The organism is Flavobacterium xizangense (assembly GCF_054075145.1).
This window is the reverse complement of sequence record NZ_JBSIPG010000083.1, coordinates 1-276: the sequence shown is the minus strand read 5'-3', so window position 1 is coordinate 276 and position 276 is coordinate 1. Positions and strand designations below refer to the sequence as shown.

1 protein-coding gene is annotated in these 276 nt (G+C 32.2%); it reads right to left on the bottom strand.

Features of this window, described 5'->3' with window-relative positions; all coding sequences use genetic code 11:
• On the bottom strand, window positions 1-262 hold a 262-nt coding region (locus ACWA1B_RS22605; protein ID WP_456910851.1), incomplete at its 3' end, for a DUF4184 family protein.
• Between the last annotated feature and the right edge of the window lie 14 nt (window positions 263-276).

The following is a 276-nucleotide window of genomic DNA, read 5'->3' as shown; positions in this document are numbered from 1 at the left end:
AAGCATTCCAGTCAAAATCTGTATAAATCAGAATTCTGTTTTTTATAAAAGACGGAAGATTTTGAAACAGGAGATTTCGAGTTAAATTATGAAAAAGAAAAGTCAATAGAAGCGCAAGAGGCAAATCAAACCAAAAAATCCCGCTTAGGGTATGGCTATAATCGCTTTTAACTTTCATTCGCAGAAAATATTCAAAATCCGGAGTTAAGCTTCCAATTATTAATGCTGTAAGAGAAAACCATGATTTTGGTAAATATCTCAACGGAAGAATTATGG